This window comes from Nocardioides sp. NPDC127503, assembly GCF_040302165.1.
Taxonomy (GTDB): Bacteria; Actinomycetota; Actinomycetes; order Propionibacteriales; family Nocardioidaceae; genus Nocardioides.
Genome location: NZ_JBEORH010000009.1, coordinates 267,709 through 284,334 on the forward strand (window position 1 = coordinate 267,709; position 16,626 = coordinate 284,334).

The window sequence follows — 16,626 nt, forward strand, 5'->3', positions numbered from 1 at the left end:
GCTGGCGAGGCGTACGGATCCGGGGTCTTCTGGTGCCATGCCCAAACGCAAGAAGCACCAGAAGAGGCCCGTCCCGCCCAAGAGGCCAGGGGATCCGCGGCGGCGGTCGTTCGCCGAGAAGGTCGTCGACAGTCCCTATTGGCCAGCGATGTTCGCCGTGAACGATGCCGAGGCTCGCGGGGACGTGAGGTCGGCCCTGGAGATCATCCATACGACCAGCGACCAGCTCGACAAGGAGCAGTTCTGGCATCCATCGCGCCTCGAGCGGCTGGACCAGTTGCGGCTTCTCGAGGCGCTCATGCCGAGGTGGGCCCACTCGCGATGGATCGTCGCGCAGGCGTTGCAGGGGACCCACGCGCGCAATCGATGGCGGATGTCGAAGGCGATCCGAGTCGCGCTGGACGTCCGTGGCGGTCCCGACCCCGGACGCGACCGGGAGGACGACCGGATCCAGATCCTGGATCGTGACTGGGTCTACCGTCAGACCTTCCTGTACGAACTCGGCGGGCTCGAGGCGTTCCTGCGCCACAACGCGTCCGGCGATCTCATCGCCGGTGCCGACCGGATCTGGGAGTGGGTGCGGGCGCCGATGCGTGGCGTACGGCTGCTGGGGCGCGAGCCGCGACACCTGCTCTGGGAGGATCCGAGGACCGGGGAGCAGCTGACCACGATCAACATCGGCGCCGGGCTGCTGGTCGACGACGGGGAGTGCGTGATCGGCCGGATCGTGCCGATCGACGACGGCCTCATGTTCGAGACGGCGCCACTGCGGGTGCCCGAGGAGGTGGCGTACGCCGTCGCGGATGAGCCGGAGCGGTGGATCGACGCGCTGCGCGACAGGACCGGAAGGCCGGACCGCGAGCCGGGGGAGATCTGGACCCACCGCGGGCTGCGTGACTACGGCTTGCTCACCGACATTCCGTACGGACTGGTCAACCTCGCCATGGACGCGGGTCTGCATGCGTTCAGAAATCCCGATGACGATGGACTGGATCAGCTCGACGAGCTGTTCAACCATCCAGCCGACTATCCCGCGTGCCTGGCCGCGTGGCTGGTGCGACCGGAGACGATCACGGCGCTCAGTTCGGGCACACCGCCCGATAGTCTCGCCGCGCTCGGCGGGTTCGCCGAATTCGTCCACGAGCCGGCCGCGAGTCTCATCCGCGACCTGGCTGGCCACCACGAGGAGGCTGCCTGACACTCCGCGAGGTCCCTCGCCCCTACCTGGAGTTTGGCTTAGTTTGATTCCAGTCGAGACCGTGGGGGCGCAGTGGCAGCATCGCAGGCGACGTCGGAAGCCGAGCCTCAGCTGAGCCGGCGCCGGATCAATCTCATCTTCGGCACCGTGCTCCTCGGCATGCTGCTCGCGGCGCTCGACCAGACGATCGTGTCGACCGCGCTGCCGACGATCGTGGCCGACGTCGGAGGTGCCGGCCACCTGTCGTGGGTGGTTTCCTCCTACCTCTTGGCCGAGACGGTGGCGACCGTGCTCGCCGGCAAGTTCGGTGACCTCTTCGGCCGCAAGCTGATGCTGCAGGTCTCCGCCGGGCTCTTCATCCTCGCCTCGGCCGCGTGCGGGTTCGCGACCGACATGGTCTGGCTGATCGGCGCGCGAGCCGTGCAGGGCATCGGCGCCGGTGGCCTGATGGTGACCGCGACGGCGCTGATCGGCGACATCATCCCGCTGCGCGACCGAGGGAAGTACCAGGGCGCCCTCGGGGCGGTCTTCGGCGCCACCACCGTCCTTGGCCCGCTCCTCGGCGGTCTCTTCACCGACCATCTCTCCTGGCGCTGGGCCTTCTACATCAACCTGCCGCTGGGCATCGCCGTGATCGCGATCGCCAGCCTGACGTTGCCGCAGATCGCTCGCGGCAAGCGACCCTCGATCGACTACCTCGGCATCCTCTTCGTCGGCCTCGGCGCCTCGATGCTGACGCTGGCCGTCAGCTGGGGCGGGACGGAGTACGCCTGGGGATCGGCGACCATCATCGGCCTGTTCATCGGCTCGGCGGTCGCGTTCGCGATCTTCGTCTGGGTCGAGTCGCGGGCGGTCTCCCCGATCCTGCCGTTGCGGCTGTTCCGAGACCGGGTGTTCACGGTCAGCGTCGTGCTCTCGTTCATCGTCGGCTTCGCGATGCTCGGCGCGATGACCTATCTGCCGACCTACATGCAGTACGTCCACGGCGTCTCCGCGACGTCGTCCGGGATCCGCACCCTGCCGATGGTCATCGGGCTGCTGGTGACATCGACAGTGGCGGGCTCGATCGTGGGCCGGACGGGGCGCTACAAGATCTTTCCGGTCGCCGGTGCGCTGCTCATGGCGCTGGGGCTCTATCTGCTTTCGACCATGGACGCCGACACCAGCACCCTGATGATGTCGCTGTTCCTGCTGATCATGGGCATGGGCGTCGGCCTGAGCATGCAGATCCTGACGATCATCGTGCAGAACACCGCGGCCTATGAGGACCTCGGTGTCGCGACCTCGGGCGTGACCTTCTTCCGGACGATGGGCAGCTCGTTCGGCGCCTCGATCATGGGCACCGTCTACGCCAACCAGCTCGCTGACCGGCTCCCCGCCGCCGTCGCCTCGGCAGGAGTCTCCCCGGACGCGGTCGCGACACCGGCCCTTCTGCACTCGCTGCCCGACGCCCAGAGCGCGCCGATCATCGGCGCCTACGCGGAGACGCTGCAGATCGTCTTCCTCGCCGCGGTCCCCGTCGCCGGGCTCGCGTTCCTGGTCGCGCTCTTCCTCAAGGAAGTGCCCCTGCGTGGCACCTCGAGGGCCGCAGCAACCGACCCCGGCGACGGGTTCGCGATGCCCAACTCCTCCGACAGCGCCATGCGCCTCGACGTCGCCGTCGCCCAGCTGGTCCGCCGCCAGCCACCGGAGACCTTCACCATGCTCCGGGAGTCGGCGGTCGATCTCGACGCCGCGACCGCGTGGTGCGTACGCCAGGTCGGGATCCGCGAGTGGGTCGGCGGCGAGACCTCGCTGGTCGCGATCGGCCACCGGCTCGGGATGCCGGGCGAGGTGCTGGCGCCGGCATTCGCCACCGCCGCGGCGGAGGGCTACCTCTACGGCGACGAGAGGGCGTACGCCCTGACGGAGGCGGGCAGGGAGGAGCTCGACAAGCTGGTCGCGGCGTTCAAGGAGTGGCTGGTCACCGAGCTCTCCGACTGGGGCGCTGACGACGCCAAGCTCGATGAGGCGCTCGCCGTGCTCTCCCGCAGGTTCGTGGAGGGTGAGCAGGACGTGCGGAGCCCAGCCGAAGCGGCCCTATAGGGCTTTTTACTTTCGTCGTGTTTGAAATCGGCGAGAGCGGGTAGGACGAAGGCATGAGTGACGACGACATGCACGTCAATCCCGACGATCTCAGGTCCATCAAGAGCACGCTCGACACCGCCGGTGGAGACCTCTTCAAGCAGGCCAAGCCGCTGCAGAAGACGCCTGACGTGGGCGAGTCGTCCTCCGAGGTCGCGACTGCACTGGCGTCGCTCGCGGCGGCCGTCGGCGGGATGGCGGAAGGCCTCGGGTCACTCAGCGACGGCGTACAGAACGCTCTCGACCACGCGACCACGGCTGATCACGGGGCCGGCGACGCGGGCCGACGCCATGAGCAGAGGATGAGGGGCAACTGATGCCAGAGGCGATGGACACGAAGGTCTACGGCGACGCCGCCGAGGCGCAGACCGCCGCGGACGCGTGCACGACCGCCAAGGACGCGGTAGGTGATGCGCTCGACGACCTCGGCAAGGCGATCAAGACCGCCGGTTCCTGGAAGGGCCAGGCGGGCGCCGCCTTCGAGTCGAAGGCGGAGAAGCGCAAGAGCGACCTGCGTCAGCTCGAGTCGCGCATCGAGGCCATCGGCAAGGGTCTCTCGACCTTCTCGGGCGACCTCAAGGCGGTCGAGACCAAGATGTCGACGATTCGCACCGAGGCCAGCGGCGCGGGGCTCACGGTCAGCGGCACCATGATCTCGCCGCCGACCGACCCGGGCGAGGACGCCTCCGAGGGCGACGTCGACGCCCACAACACCAAGGTCGAGAAGTGGAACGACCTGGTCAGCCGGGTCGAGACGGCTCGCAAGGACGAGGACAACGCCCACGAGGATCTCGGCAAGGCGATCTCGAAGTCGACCGGCGATGGCTGGATCGAGGACCGCCTCGAGGACCTCGGCCTGCTGCCGAAGGACTTCTCCGACGGCATGCAGATCGGTGCGTACGCTCTGGGGCTGGCCGGTCTGGGCGCCGGCGCCGGCGTCGACTGGATGGTGAAGAGCCGTTACGGCACGTTCCAGCCGCGGGTGAACGGCCGGTTCGCCAGCCCGGCGAGCCTGACCAAGCTCGAGCGCGCAGCCAAGGTGCTCAACGACAAGAACTGGCACGCGAAGGCCAACAAGGCAGCCGTACGCGGCAAGTGGCTGACCGCGGGCAAGTGGGCCACGCGGGCCGGCTGGGTGATCACGGCCGGCACCTCGGCCTGGGAGCAGTGGCAGAAGGACGCCGACGACCCGTCACTGTCGACGACGGAGCGGGTGAGCCGCACGGTGAGCACCTCCGCGATCACGACCGCCGGTGCCGCGGGCGGAGCCTGGGCCGGAGCCCAGGCCGGCGCCGCGATCGGCAGCATCTTCCCCGGTCCAGGCACGGTCATCGGCGGCGTCGTGGGCGGCGTGATCGGTGGTGCGATCGGCTCCGGGCTGGCCGGCAAGGCGGCCGACTTCGTGGTCGACGAGGCCGGCGAGCTCGGTGAGGCCGTGGTCGACGGGGTCAGCGACTTCGCGGAGGGCGCCGGCGAGGTAGCCTCCGATGTCGGCGACGCCATCACCTTCTGGGACTAGGACCGCAATGATCTGGGCCGCACTCATCCTTGCCGCCGGCGTCATCGGCGCCGGGGTCAGCATCTGGCAACATCTCGGACTCTCCGCTCGCGCCCGCTCCTGGGCTACCGCATGGAACCGGGGCGGTGTGGGCGAGGACGTCGTACTCATCCATCTGCCCTGCATCTCCGCGCTGGCGATCACCGGCTCGACGGCGTTCGGGCTGGTGCCGGAGCAGACCGCGGCATGGACGATCATCGGTGGACTCTTCCTGCTCACCTGCCTCGTCTATCCGCTGCTGGTCATCGTGCCGACCCCGTCGTTCATCAAGCCGAAGTGGTATCGCGAGTCGCGCCCGAAGAAGAAGCGCACCGCGGGAAAGAAGTGACCTTGTCCGATCACCAGACGACCCTGACGCTCCCGGAAGGCTGGGAGAGTGTTGAGCCACCCGAGGGCGTACGCTTCCTGGCGCTCGCGCCGGCGAGCGGCACCTTCCGCTCCAACCTCACGGTGACCGCCCAGACCAACGGCGACCTGGGGTTCCGCGACTGGCAGGTCGGCTCCGAGATGGCGTTCACCGAGATGATGCCGGGCTACACGCCGATCGACCTCGAGCGCCTCACGATCGCAGGGGAGGAGGCGGGGCGGCGGCTGGCGATGTACGACGGGCCGGGCGGCTCCGCGCTGACCATGGAGCAGTGGTTCGTGGCGATCGAGGGAGTCGGCCATACCCTGACCGCTACCGTGCTGACCAGCGACTATGCGACCTGGGCTCCCCAGATCGACGCCGCTGCCGCGACCTGGAGCCCGGCATGAACACCGCGGCGACGGAGGTCGTCTGGCTCCTCGCCGGCCCGGGCGGACGCCTCGAGCACCGCGCCGAGGTCGGCCCCGCGGGCATCCACCTCGAGCTCGGCGTCGACGGCACGCGTACGCAGCCCCTCGACCTCCCGCGAGGCCATCTCGTCCCGAGCCTGGTCCGTACGCTGAAGATCCGCCCGGTCAAGGGCGCGACCGGGTCGGTGCGTCCGTTCCCGACCGCCCGGATGGCCGAGCTGTTGGGCGAGGACCAGGAGGCTCGCGACGTGGTCCTGAAGGAGCTCGGCGCCCGCACCGCCTGGTCGATCACCGTCGGCCCGTGGCAGCTCGCCGGCATCAACGGCCCCGACGGCCTCCATCTCGCGCTGGAGGACAGGCTCACGCCGATGACCAACACCGCCTTCTACCGCATGCTCTGCCAGCAGCTCGGCGCCTACTGATCCCGGCGGAGGGTGAGCGTCGCGAAGTCGGCGCCGAGGATGCGGAAGGCGTCGACGAGAAGTCCGGCAACGAGCGCAGCCTCGGCCTGCGGGACGGTGCGCCAGTAGTGCGGCACCCCCGGCGCCGGGGCGATCGGGTCGATCTCGTCCGGCGTCAACCAGCCGGCCGCGCGAAGCGCCTGGTGCTGCTCGGCGGAGGCCTCCCAGGTGCCGCCGATGTGCTGCGTACCCACGAACTCCGCGTAGAGGACCGAGTCCACGCACAGCACTTGCCCCCACCGAGACGGTGCGGCGGACCGCGACGCCTTCGACCTGAGCCGCGCTAGGAGGCCTGAAGGTTCCGGCACCGACGGCGAGGGCTCAGCGATGATCACGAACTCCTGCTGCCCGAGGCCGGCGAGCTCGGAGGTGATCCGGTCTTGCCACTGCGTTGCGTCCACCGGTCCATCCAACCAGGGCCGGCGAAGCACTCCAGCGGGCAGCGTTACCGGCGCGTTCACACGCAAAGGGTTGTCACGCGATCGCGGCGCTGGTTGCATCTGTGCACCCCCCTTCCCCCCACGATCAAGGGACCCCACATGACTCTCGGGAAACGACTCACGCGCAAGCTCGCGCTCGCGCTTCCGCTCGCCGCACTTCTCTCCGTGATCCCGGCGGCCGCCTGGGCCGCCCCGCCCCCGGCATTGCCGGCCTCGGCGCCGGAGGGCGACCGCACCTGGCAGCCGGCCCTCGACTTCGACACCGACGGTTGTTACAGCACCCCGGCGATCGGCCCGGACGGCACGCTCAACGGCGGCCTGGCGATGGGCGGCACGGTCAACGGCCAGTGCCGCGACCTCTCCGACCTGCAGAACACCAACGTCTACTCCCGCTCGAAGTGCAACAACGGCTGGTGTGCGTACCTCTACGGCTACTACTTCGAGAAGGACCAGGTCTCGTGGGGCCCCGGCTCGGCCGGCCACCGGCACGACTGGGAGCACATCATCGTGTGGGTGCAGGACGGTCACGCGAGGTTCATGTCCGTCTCCCAGCACTCCGGCTACCAGATCAAGCCCGAGTCGGAGCTGCAGTTCGAGGGCGGTACGCACCCCAAGGCCGTCTATCACAAGGACGGCGGCAGCACCCACTGCTTCCGCTTCCCCAAGACCGGCGGCGGTGACGAGCCGCCCGAGAACCACGAGGGCGTCTGGCAGGTCAAGGGCCTGGTCGGCTGGGACAACTACCCGGCCGGTATCCGCGACCGCCTCGTCGCGGCCGACTTCGGTGCCGCCACGTTCAAGCTCACCGATGCGCGGTTCGGCAACGCATTGGCGAGCGGGAAGCCGGCCGGGGTCTCCCTCGACCCGTACGCCTGAGCGGGCCGGCCTCCCCTTCTCGCAGGTCAGGTGGCCTGCGAGAAGTCGAACAGGGCGATCGGGGCCGAGGTCGGTTCGTCGGAGCCTCCCTCGGGCTCGACGGTGATCCCGGCCGCGCTTGCGTCCGCGGCGTCGCCCTTCAGGACGAAGGTCTGGTCGCTGTCGTCGGGCATCAGCCCGGCGGGGACCATTACATCGTCGTGCTGGAGCCAGAGCTCGTAGACCTTGCCGTTCGGCGCGGCCGGCATGCCGGACGTGACCAGCACCGCTCTGTTCTCCGAGACCGAGCGGACCACCCGGGCACGTGCAGCGCCGGGTAGGTCGACGGCCACGGTCGTCGCGTCCTTCGCGTTCAGGACCCGCTCCGCGGTCGACATGGTCTGGCTGGAGTCGTCTCGGATCAGCTCGACCGCGGCGACCGTCCCGGTGCCGACCATGGCCAGCACTGCTGCTGCAGCGGCGAACGTACGCCACCCGAACCGGCGACGGTCAGACGACAGGTCCGAAGGCTCAGGAGCCTCGTCGGCCCTGTGCTTCGGCGCGGTCTCGGGCGGAAGCGGCCGGATCTCCTTGATGCCGGCGAGCAGACGGTCGCGCAGCTCAGGCGGAGGTGCGGTGTCGGTCAGGCTGCCGAGCATCCAGGCGCTGTCGCGCAGGCTGGCCACCTCGTCGCGGCAGTCGGCGCAGGCGGCGAGATGCTCCTCGAAGCGGATGCGCTCGATGTCGTCGAGGGCGTCCACCGCGTATGCGCCGGAGAGGGCGTGAATGTCTTGCGCGTTCATCTGCTCACTCCCATCGCGTCGCGCAACCGGATCAGTCCGTCCCGGATACGGGTCTTTGCAGTGCCTATCGGCAGTTCCAGCATGGCGGCGACCTCAGTGTGGGTGTAACCGCCGAAGTACGCCAGTTGTAGCGCCTCGCGTTGAACTGCCGTCAGGGTTTCGAGGGCGGCGTGGACGCGGCGAGCCTCCAGGGAGGTCTCCACGGCTTCGGCCGTCGTGTCATGTGGTGGGGTCTGGGTGGTCCCGTGGTAGGCCGTGTCGTTGCGGCCGGCGGACTCCGCGGATCGGACCCGGTCGACGGCACGGCGATGGGCCAGTGTCAGCAGCCACGAATGGGCGCTGCCGAGGCTCTCGTCGTACCGGCTGGCGGTGCGCCACACCTGGAGGTACGTCTCCTGGGTGACCTCCTCCGCCTGAGCCGGGTCTCGGACCACCCGCAGCACCAGTCCGTGCAAGCGGGCGGCGGTCGCGTCGTAGAGGGCGGCGAAGGCTGCCTCGTCGCCTCGGGCGACGCGACGGAGGAGCTCGGCAAGCCCCGGGGACCCGGTCCCCTCCGGCGACGAGTCGCCGGAGGGGACTGAGCTGAGCGGTCTCATGTGTCGATCCTCGCGGATGTCCGGTCCGATGTCCCGATCAGGGCATCAGGACGGTGTCGACGACGTACACCGTGGCGTTGGCGGTCGGGATGTTGCCGCACAGCACCTTGGCGTTCTCCTTGCCGACGGTGAACTCCTCGCCCTCGCCCTCGACGGTGATCATGTCGCCGGCCAGGGTCTCGTGCTCACCAGCGACCTCGTCGGGGCTGAGCTGACCGGCCACGACGTGGTGGGTGAGGACCTTGGTCAGCGTGGCCTTGTCGGCCAGTACGGCGTCCAGGTCGGCCTTCGGGATCTTCTTGAAGGCGTCGTCGGTCGGGGCGAAGACGGTCAGCGCGTCGGCGCTGTTGAGGGTGTCGACGAGCTCGGCCTCGCCTACGGCGGTCACGAGCGTCTTGAGCAGCGGGTTGGCGCTCGCAGCCGAGGCGACCGGCGCGGTCGACATGCCGTTGAACGAGCCGGCACCGTCGGCGGGGATCAGCTTGCAGCCTTCGCCGAAGGTCTGCGACCCGGCCTCCTCGGTCTCGGGAGCGGCCTCGGTGGTCTCGGAGGTCTTGGAGCCGCCTTCGCTTCCGGAGGCGGTGTCCTCGGAGCCACATGCCGAGAGACCCAGACCCAGCAGGAGAGCCATGGAGGCGGCGACGCTGCCGGTGCGGGTGATGGTGTTGAGCTTCATGAGAGAGCCTTTCGAGGGTTGGTCTCTTGCTGTCATGAGGGCTTCGGCACGGTGGCCGAATCGGATTTCGCCAATTTGTGATCAGGTTTGGATCAGGTGACGGTGACGACGATTTCCTGGATGCCGCTGGACCCGTCGGGGAACGGGGTGACCCGCTCGTCGCTCTGCACGTTGCCGTCGCGATCGGTGACTCGCACGGCCAGCTGGTGGCTCCCCGCCTCGGCGTCCCACGGCATGAACCACTGGCGCCAATAGTCGATCCCGGCGTCCGGACCGAGCTCGGCCGGCTGCCAACGGCCGCCGTCGATGCGTACGTCGACCTTGGCGACGCCGGAGTGCTGGGCCCAGGCGACGCCACCGATCACGGTGCGGCCGCCCTCGATGTTGCTCAGCGGGCGGGGCGTGTCGATCCGGCTGGAGAGCTTGATCGGGGCATCGATGGCCCAGTCGCGGTCGGTCCAGTAGGCCGTCGCGTCGTCATAGCGCGTCAGGGTGAGCTTGGTGACCCACTTGGTGGCACCGACGTACCCGTAGAGGCCGGGCACTACCAGCCTGGCCGGGAAGCCGTGGGTACGGGGGAGGACCTCACCGTTCATGCCGAGGGCGACCATCGCGTTGCGCCCGTCCATCGCGGCCTCGAGCGGGGTGCTGATCGTGAAGCCCTCGACATCGGTCGAGAGGATCTGGTCGGCGCGGCCGCCGACACCCGCTTCCTCGAGCAGCTCCTTGAGAGGTACGCCGGTCCAGCGCGCTGCGCCGACGAGCTTGCCGCCTACCTCGTTGGAGACGCAGGTCAGGGTGATGTCGTACTCGACGTTCTCCCGCTCGCGCAGGTCGTCGTAGCTGAAGGTGAGCTCGCGGTCGACGTCACCGTCGATGGTCAGCGACCAGCTGTTCTGGTCGACGATCGGGACGGCCAGCTTGGTGTCGACCCGGTAGAAGTCCCGGTTGCGCGTGATGAACCGGGAGATCCCCTTGTGCGTCTCCTCGAGCCCTGCCGGGAGCGCCGGCAACGGCTTGCGGACGCGCGGCAGCATGATGTCTGCGAGCGCCGTACGGCCGCGCACGATCATCTGCCCGCCGGTCGCGGCCGCGGCGGAGAGCAGTGCGAGAGCCCCGAACCCGATCAGGACGCTGCGGCGCGTGGCCGCGCCTTCGTCCGGCGCGTCCTGCCGGTGAGCCGGGGTGCGCTCGGCGGTCAGGGCGCGGGTCAGCAGCACCAGCACGCCCGGTCCGAGGACGAGTGCCACCAACGTGGGCACGAGGTTGGCGACCTCGAAGAGCGGCTGGCGAACCACGGCGGCGCCGGCGAGCAGGACCAGGCCTGCCATGAGCCCGACGCCGAGCCAGAGACGTCTTCGGGCGACCACCCCGATCACGGCGGCGAACGCGATCGTGACCAGCAGCACGCTGCCGATCAGGATCGGCTTGTCGGCGCTGCCGAGCTCGCGTACCGCCCACTCCTTGACGGGGGTGGGCGTCGCGTCGATGACCGCGGTGCTGACCGCGAGCGCGGGGGAGGAGGCCGGTGTGAGCAGCGCAGCAGTGAGGTGCGCGACGGACATTCCGACCGCTCCGGCGAGCACACCGGCGGCGGCATGGGCGAGGGTATGACGATCCAGGTGTCTCATGGCGGGGATTCGTGCCCGCGCCCGGATCGGATTTCAGCCGGCGGCCTGAACGGTCGATTCAGTCGGAGTCGCGCATCTTGGCGAGCCTGGCCCGCAGGCCGGGCTCCCGGTGCGCATTGGCGCGCAGCCTGACGTAGTCGTCGCCGTAGACCCAGAGCAGTGCGTCATCGAGGCGCCGCACCGCGCCCGGCGGATAGCGGTAGTCCATCCGCGCCATCAGGGTCTCCTCGTCGACCGAGCGCAACGCGTCGCCGAGCTCGGTCAGCGAGGTGATGCCGAGCTCGAGGATGATGCCGGAGATCCACCCGTAGTGGTCGGTGCGCGACCAGCCGGCCTCGGCGTACTGCCCGGCCAAGAAGGCCGCCAGCTCACGGGGGCTGATGCGCGGGTCGTCGTCGAGAGCCTCGGTGCTGGCGGCGGTCCCGCCCTCCCGGAGCCGGTCCCTGATCGTGGAGAACTCGCGGTCGGCGAGCTCGAGCAGGCCGGCAGCGAGCGTGAACCGTCGGTCGAAGTCGGGTACGTGCTCGCTCGGGATCGTGCCCTTGTAGCGGATGTCGTGCTCGAACTCGGCCCAGGCGTGCTGCAGCACGGTGCGGATCTGGATCTGCGCCTGACGGCCTCGCAAGAGCTCGTACGCTTCCTGGCCCTCCCGCGCGGGGTCGAGACTGACCAGGAGGTGGCGGCTGGCGTACCCGAACCGGCCCTCGCTCGCGGTCTCCTCGCCCATGTCACGGTCGTCGTGGACCACCACCTGGTCGTCGAGGAGGTCGGCGACGGCCTGGACGTCGCTGTGGACGTAGGTGATCACCCGCAGCCCGATCTGGTCGGTGATCTGGCGGAGCGGGTCGGTGAAGACCTGCCGTCCGTCGACGGTACGAGCCGCCTTGGCCGCGAACGACGCGACCGACTTCGCGCGCGAGGTCACGGTGAGGTAGTTGATGCCCGCGTCGTCGAGGATCGAGGTCACCAGCTGTACGTATTGGTCGGCTGCTTCTTGCAGCGTCGGCTGCATCGCGGCGTACTCACGGACCGCGGTCGCGGTGTCGTGGACCCTCGCCCCGGCTCGCCCGCGGGGTGTCGGGCGGAGGTCGTCGGGCAACGTCGGGGTGACGACGTAGCCGGTGGCGAAGTCTCCGTAGGTGGTGGTGCGGTCCGGTGCGCGGGTCGCGAACAGGCCGATGTACGCGGACAGCACCGCGTCGACCTGGTCCTCGACCACTCGCAGCTCGCTCTTGCGTACGGCATTCTCGGCGGCCGTTCGAAGGGCGTGCCAGGACGGGTTGTTGTCGAGCAGCAGCGGCGGGTCGGCGCTGGCGAGACCCTCGAGCAGGCCGAGCAGCATGACCAGCTCGGCGCGGAGCTGGTCGATGTCACGGCCTGACTTGTGCTTGTACTTCAGCGTCCGGCCCAGGCGAAAGAGGGCCACCGTCGCGGGGTGGGGGTAGACCTCGATCGCCCGGCGCCGCCGCCCCGACCGGGGGTTCATGTCGAGCCCGAGCCGAGCCGCGATCCGGGCGCCTCGAGGCTGCTCGCTGAACTCCGGCTTGCTGGTGTTGGACGGGTGCGCGCCGGCGTCGAAGCGAGCGAAGTCCTTGTTGAGCGCCGCCTCCGCCGGACGGTTCCCGGTGGCGTTGGTGACGATCAGGGGAGCATCGATCGCGACGAGACTGTCGTCGACGTAGGGCTCCAGAGCGGCGACGATCTCATCGTCGGTTTTGACGGCACTGACGTGCACGAGGCGGCCCTCCTCGTCCAGGACGGCCAGGCCGGTGGGCCTGCGCACGCCCCAGGCGAGGTCGACTCCGAGGAAGTACATGGGGCCAGACTGCCCGCCCAAGAGGCGCGGGTCTAACCCCCGGGCCGTCAGCGAGTCGCCTGAACGATCGTGATCGGACCGAATCGGTGGTCGATGTGGTCGACCTCGCGGGCGTCGGTGAACCCGGCGTCGGTCAGCAGGCTGACGAGCGCGTTGTCGAGGTTGCGCTCGGTGTAGGCGTTCATCCCGCGATGCCGACGGCTCCCGTGACCGTGGTCGTGGTTGTGGCCCGGCCCGTGGTCGGGAGCGCCGAAGTCGACGATGGTGACCCGCCCGCCGGGCCGGAGGATTCGGTGAGCCTCACGTCCGAACCCCTCGCGACCGGCGTCGTCGACGTGGTGCAGCGCGAGCGAGGAGACGACGTGGTCGACGCTGCCGTCCTCGGGCAGCAACCGGTCGGCGTACCCCTGCACCAGCGAGAGACGTACGCCTCGCCGACCCGCCTTCCGAGCGGCGATCCGCAGCGCGCCGGCGTCGGGGTCGTGTCCGGTGACGACGGCTCCCGGGACGGCGCGAAGCACCGAGAAGGAGAGGTTGCCGGTGCCGCAGCCGACGTCGAGCACCGTCTGCCCAGGCGAGATGCCGGCGAGCTCGACCGTCCGCTCGTGGAGCGCGCGCACGCGGGCGAGCCGGGTGAAGAGGTCGTAGAGGGGAAGGAGCCAGGTGCGGCCCATGCCAGGGAGGAACGGGCGGTCCCGTTCGCCCTCGGCGCGGCCGTCGATGATCTGTATGGTGGTCATACATCCACGATGGGACATCTTGCGGATCTTCAGTGGGAGGGAAGTCGGTAGGCATGGGACGTTCTTCGGATTCGACCTCGGTGCTCGCCCGAGCTGTGCGTACCGTGCGCGCCGACGGCACCCCGGTCTACGCCTGGGACCAGCGCCCGGGCAGACCTGCTGTCAGGGTCGTACCCCTCGATCCCGACTGCGACGTCGAGCACCTGCCGCCCGATAACCGGCACGCCCACGACTTCTGGGTGCTTGCCTATGTCGAGCGCGGCGGCGGTGCCGTCGGCCTCGACGGAAAGCAGGTGGCGCTGCGTGACGGCGAGGTCCACGCGGTGGCTCCCGGCGAGGTCGTGGCCGCAGAGTCGCTCGCCGAGCTCACCCACGCGCGCGCCTGGTCGGTCGCGTTCACCCCCGACGCCATCCCCTCCCTCGCCTCCATCTCCCCGCTCACCTGGGCCCACCACCCGCTGCTCGCCCTCTTCGCCGCCGACGGCCGCAGCGGCATGGTCCCCGAGGCCGAGCGCCCGCGCTGGCGGGCGTGGCTCACCGAGCTCGACGACGAGCTACGCCACCCCGAACGCCTCGGCTCCCACGACACCGTCACCGCGATCCTCACCCAGCTCCTCGTCGCGTCCGCGCGCCTCGCTCCAAGTGCCCCTATCGCCCCGGACCCGCTGGTCAGCCGGGTCTTCGACGAGATCGAGAGGACGTACGCCACCAAGGTCTCCGCCGGCGACCTCGCCCGCACCTTGGGCTACACCCCAGGCCACCTCACCACCGTCATCCGCCAACGCACCGGCCGCACGCTCCTCGACTGGCTCACCGAGCGCCGCCTCACCGAAGCCCGCCGCCTCCTCCGCGAAACCGACCTCCCGCTCTCGGTCATCTCCACCCGCACTGGCCTCACCGACCCCGGCTACCTGGTACGCCGCTTCAAGGCCCGCTACGGCACCACCCCCGACCGCTGGCGCCGGGAGGCGTGAGAGCCCTGATGTTCGTCGCGTTCACACGATCCCGGCAATTGCTGCGCAGGCAGCTATGCAGCAATGGGAGCGTAGCTACGCAGTATCGACTTCCCAAATAATTAATCAAATACAAATTCACCTCACTACGATGGTTGCGAGAGTCGTTCGCGGATGCTACTGTAGACGCATGCGGTCAAGTACACGGTTTCGTGACTAGGCCGTAGCGTGTATGGCAGGCCTGCTGGGCGCGACGCAGTCGTGGGACATTGATTCCCCCAATTCAGCATGTCGAGTGGCGAGACAAGTATTCCTATTATGGCTGGGGCTCCAATCCGAGCCTAGGGAGAACGCTCGCCACTCAGCCGTCGCGAGTAATATCGCGATCATGACAACATAGCTGCATTGGCTCGAGGTGTCCACAGCCTCGGTCTGTGGAGGACCAGTGCGGGCGCACGGTGGGCAAGGTCCACACTCGCTCACCGCCCGCAGGATCTCCGACGGGAAAATCTCCTGCGGAGTTGTGGAAATCAAGCGAAACCCACAGAACCCAGAGGGGACGGAATCAGAATGAACACCGACACCAACATCGTGACCTCAGCTCCGCCGATTCAGGGGATTCACATTCCCGCTATGCGCGGGAAGCAGGGGGACCGCCCGATGTACTTGCTCTTGGTCACCAATCGCGTCCTGCTTCGCAACTTTGCGGCCGAAGCAGAGATCGCCGACCAAGGCAAGAAGGTGCAGCGGACGATGGACAAGCGCCACGCTAGTGACATCGTCACTTACATCACCGAGAACACTGAGGACTACATCCTCGGCGCCATGACATACGCGATCGACGTCGTTGGAGACGACCATTTCGTCCCCGCCTACTCGGGCAGTGAAATCGGAACTCTGATCCTTCCGATGGATGCGGAGCTTCGATGCCTGGATGGGCAGCACCGTCGGCACGCGATCGCCGAGGCGGCACGCGAGGACGATCGAGTTCTCGACGACTTCAGCGCGATCGTGCTTTACGTCGAAGACGACTACACAAAGCGTCGTCAGATGTTCAGCGACATGAACGCCACACCGAAGGTTGTGTCTAAGGGCCTCAACATCACGTTCGACTCTCGCGACCCGTACGCTCGCGCCGCCCAAGAGCTCGCGTCGAGCCACCCATTCCTGCGAGGCCTCGTGGAGTTGACCAAGGCTCGGGTCACCTCGACCGACGGCAAGATCTTCTCGCTAGCAGGCGTCTACGATGGTCTGAAGCGATTCGACCTTGGCATGGTGCTACCACGGGGGCGCTCGCCGAAAAACCACCAGCCAGAAGAGATCGTCGAGCTCGGTAACGCTCTGTTCGACCTCATCGACCAGGCGCTCCCGCAGTTCGGCGAGATGAGGGCTGAGATCGCGGCCCTCGACTCTGTCAAGGAGCAGAGCGAAGCAATCAAGGCCTTCCGTCGACGTACACTCCTCGCCTCGACAACTACGCTTCGCGTGATCACCGGTGCCCTTCATGAAGCGATGAAGGACGATGGAATCACCGACGTCACGAAGTACCGCAAGGCACTCAGCAAGGTCGACTTCAGCCCGACCTCAGAGCTATTCACGAGCGAGGAGGTCAACTTCGTGGGCCGTGGGGGGACGCCGTCCGCGCGCAATCAGGAGGTCTACGCTGCGACCAAGGCACTACGTGACGCGATCAGTCTCACCTGACCGGTGACGAGGAGACCGCGATGGACTGCTGAAGCGGGCGAGTCGAAGGTCCGCCGGTTCACTGAATAGTTCCGGCCCGAGCTAATCGCATCAGCGTCGGGAGCGTCATAGCCTACGGGCTGGGCGCTCCCGACTGTGCAGCAGCGATGACTCCTTATCGCGATCTCCTCGGCACGCTGCTGCTCCAGTTGGTCGAGGTCGTGATTGGCATGCGCTCTCGCGGGCACCGGATCACGCCGGCTATCGAGGGGATCGTCGCCGCGTCATGTCTCTGGGTCTGATTGCCTGACCAGG

The 16,626-nt window shown here is 68.5% G+C and carries 17 protein-coding genes; 10 read left to right on the plus strand and 7 right to left on the minus strand.

What is annotated here, in order from left to right; all coding sequences use genetic code 11:
* The first annotated feature begins 37 nt into the window (after window positions 1-37).
* From ABTW65_RS21050 to ABTW65_RS21080, 7 genes are all read left to right on the plus strand, one after another.
* Window positions 38-1,198 (plus strand): hypothetical protein, encoded by a 1,161-nt coding sequence (locus ABTW65_RS21050; protein ID WP_350663663.1) that lies wholly within the window; start codon window positions 38-40, stop codon window positions 1,196-1,198.
* A 72-nt stretch (window positions 1,199-1,270) separates the two neighbouring features.
* Window positions 1,271-3,283: an MDR family MFS transporter gene (locus tag ABTW65_RS21055; RefSeq protein WP_350663665.1), complete on the plus strand. Its 2,013-nt coding sequence runs from the start codon at window positions 1,271-1,273 to the stop codon at window positions 3,281-3,283.
* A 53-nt stretch (window positions 3,284-3,336) separates the two neighbouring features.
* Window positions 3,337-3,639: a hypothetical protein gene (locus ABTW65_RS21060; protein ID WP_350663667.1), complete on the plus strand. Its 303-nt coding sequence runs from the start codon at window positions 3,337-3,339 to the stop codon at window positions 3,637-3,639.
* The gene (locus ABTW65_RS21065) at window positions 3,639-4,841 is read left to right on the plus strand and encodes a WXG100 family type VII secretion target (protein ID WP_350663669.1); all 1,203 of its coding nucleotides are present in this window, start codon (window positions 3,639-3,641) and stop codon (window positions 4,839-4,841) included. Before ABTW65_RS21060 ends, ABTW65_RS21065 begins: the two co-directional genes overlap by 1 nt.
* A gap of 7 nt (window positions 4,842-4,848) precedes the next feature.
* Window positions 4,849-5,208 carry a hypothetical protein gene (locus ABTW65_RS21070; protein ID WP_350663671.1) on the plus strand — a complete coding sequence of 120 codons (360 nt, stop codon included), beginning with the start codon at window positions 4,849-4,851 and terminating at the stop codon, window positions 5,206-5,208.
* Window positions 5,209-5,210: 2 nt separating this feature from the next.
* Window positions 5,211-5,636, plus strand: a complete 426-nt coding sequence (locus tag ABTW65_RS21075; protein WP_350663672.1) for a hypothetical protein — start codon at window positions 5,211-5,213, stop codon at window positions 5,634-5,636.
* Window positions 5,633-6,079 carry a hypothetical protein gene (locus tag ABTW65_RS21080; protein ID WP_350663674.1) on the plus strand — a complete coding sequence of 149 codons (447 nt, stop codon included), beginning with the start codon at window positions 5,633-5,635 and terminating at the stop codon, window positions 6,077-6,079. The genes ABTW65_RS21075 and ABTW65_RS21080 overlap by 4 nt, the downstream gene beginning before the upstream one ends.
* On the opposite strand, the gene ABTW65_RS21085 is transcribed toward ABTW65_RS21080, so the two are convergent.
* Window positions 6,073-6,519 (minus strand): TY-Chap domain-containing protein, encoded by a 447-nt coding sequence (locus ABTW65_RS21085; RefSeq protein WP_350663676.1) that lies wholly within the window; start codon window positions 6,517-6,519, stop codon window positions 6,073-6,075. The two genes, ABTW65_RS21080 and ABTW65_RS21085, sit on opposite strands and share 7 nt — an antisense overlap.
* Before the next feature lie 138 nt (window positions 6,520-6,657).
* Here ABTW65_RS21085 and ABTW65_RS21090 point away from each other — a divergent pair, with 138 nt between their 5' ends.
* Complete coding sequence (locus ABTW65_RS21090) at window positions 6,658-7,434, plus strand: NPP1 family protein (RefSeq protein ID WP_350663678.1); 777 nt, start codon at window positions 6,658-6,660, stop codon at window positions 7,432-7,434.
* 26 nt (window positions 7,435-7,460) lie between these two features.
* On the opposite strand, the gene ABTW65_RS21095 is transcribed toward ABTW65_RS21090, so the two are convergent.
* The 6 genes from ABTW65_RS21095 to ABTW65_RS21120 form a co-directional block, all read right to left on the minus strand.
* Window positions 7,461-8,216 carry an anti-sigma factor gene (locus ABTW65_RS21095; protein WP_350663680.1) on the minus strand — a complete coding sequence of 252 codons (756 nt, stop codon included), beginning with the start codon at window positions 8,214-8,216 and terminating at the stop codon, window positions 7,461-7,463.
* A complete protein-coding gene (sigK, locus tag ABTW65_RS21100; RefSeq protein WP_350663682.1) occupies window positions 8,213-8,812 on the minus strand; it encodes an ECF RNA polymerase sigma factor SigK in 600 nt (199 codons plus the stop codon). The genes ABTW65_RS21095 and sigK overlap by 4 nt, the downstream gene beginning before the upstream one ends.
* 37 nt (window positions 8,813-8,849) lie before the next feature.
* Window positions 8,850-9,488, minus strand: coding sequence for a fasciclin domain-containing protein (locus tag ABTW65_RS21105; RefSeq protein ID WP_350663684.1), 639 nt, complete (start codon window positions 9,486-9,488; stop codon window positions 8,850-8,852).
* A gap of 92 nt (window positions 9,489-9,580) precedes the next feature.
* A complete protein-coding gene (locus tag ABTW65_RS21110; RefSeq protein WP_350663686.1) occupies window positions 9,581-11,119 on the minus strand; it encodes a molybdopterin-dependent oxidoreductase in 1,539 nt (512 codons plus the stop codon).
* Between the two features lie 58 nt (window positions 11,120-11,177).
* A complete protein-coding gene (locus tag ABTW65_RS21115) occupies window positions 11,178-12,935 on the minus strand; it encodes a DUF429 domain-containing protein (RefSeq protein WP_350663688.1) in 1,758 nt (585 codons plus the stop codon).
* Window positions 12,936-12,982: 47 nt separating this feature from the next.
* Window positions 12,983-13,675, minus strand: a complete 693-nt coding sequence (locus tag ABTW65_RS21120; protein WP_350663690.1) for a class I SAM-dependent methyltransferase — start codon at window positions 13,673-13,675, stop codon at window positions 12,983-12,985.
* Between the two features lie 53 nt (window positions 13,676-13,728).
* Between ABTW65_RS21120 and ABTW65_RS21125 the strand changes: the two genes are divergently transcribed.
* Both ABTW65_RS21125 and ABTW65_RS21130 read left to right on the plus strand, forming a co-directional pair.
* On the plus strand, window positions 13,729-14,649 hold the full coding sequence (locus tag ABTW65_RS21125; RefSeq protein ID WP_350663692.1) for an AraC family transcriptional regulator: 921 nt from the start codon (window positions 13,729-13,731) through the stop codon (window positions 14,647-14,649).
* A 549-nt stretch (window positions 14,650-15,198) separates the two neighbouring features.
* Window positions 15,199-16,332: a DNA sulfur modification protein DndB gene (locus ABTW65_RS21130; protein ID WP_350663694.1), complete on the plus strand. Its 1,134-nt coding sequence runs from the start codon at window positions 15,199-15,201 to the stop codon at window positions 16,330-16,332.
* The last annotated feature ends 294 nt before the right edge of the window (window positions 16,333-16,626 follow it).